Annotated in this window: 1 protein-coding gene; it reads right to left on the bottom strand. The window is 41.8% G+C overall.

The genetic code is table 11. The features are described from left to right. On the bottom strand, positions 1-251 hold a 251-nt coding region (locus KDM92_RS18365), incomplete at its 3' end, for a helix-turn-helix domain-containing protein (protein ID WP_212685800.1). Positions 252-299 lie beyond the last annotated feature (48 nt).

The following is a 299-nucleotide window of genomic DNA, read 5'->3' as shown; positions in this document are numbered from 1 at the left end:
TGCGTTGCAGCCTGACTGTAAGATAAGGCATTGTCCCATACATACCTCAGGACAGACAATTTGAACTCGGCATTGTAATGAGTGAACTTCTTTGTCAGTCCTTCCATACCATGTGCTTGGTACCAACCGACCCAACGTCTTACTGTTGAGTATTGCAGGTCGTATTTTTTACTTAATGCAAGATACCCCAGTGCGCCACTTAAATACTCTTGCACTACACGGTATTTAAACTCTTCTGTATGTTTAGCCATTAAAAAACCCCAAAAGTTGGTGTCCAACTTTTGGGGTTCAGTTTACTT

Source organism: Affinundibacterium baiyunense, from assembly GCF_018139645.1.
In the GTDB taxonomy this organism is placed as follows: Bacteria; Pseudomonadota; Gammaproteobacteria; order Burkholderiales; family Burkholderiaceae_D; genus Undibacterium; species Undibacterium baiyunense.
This window is presented reverse-complemented; position numbering and strand designations above follow the sequence as displayed.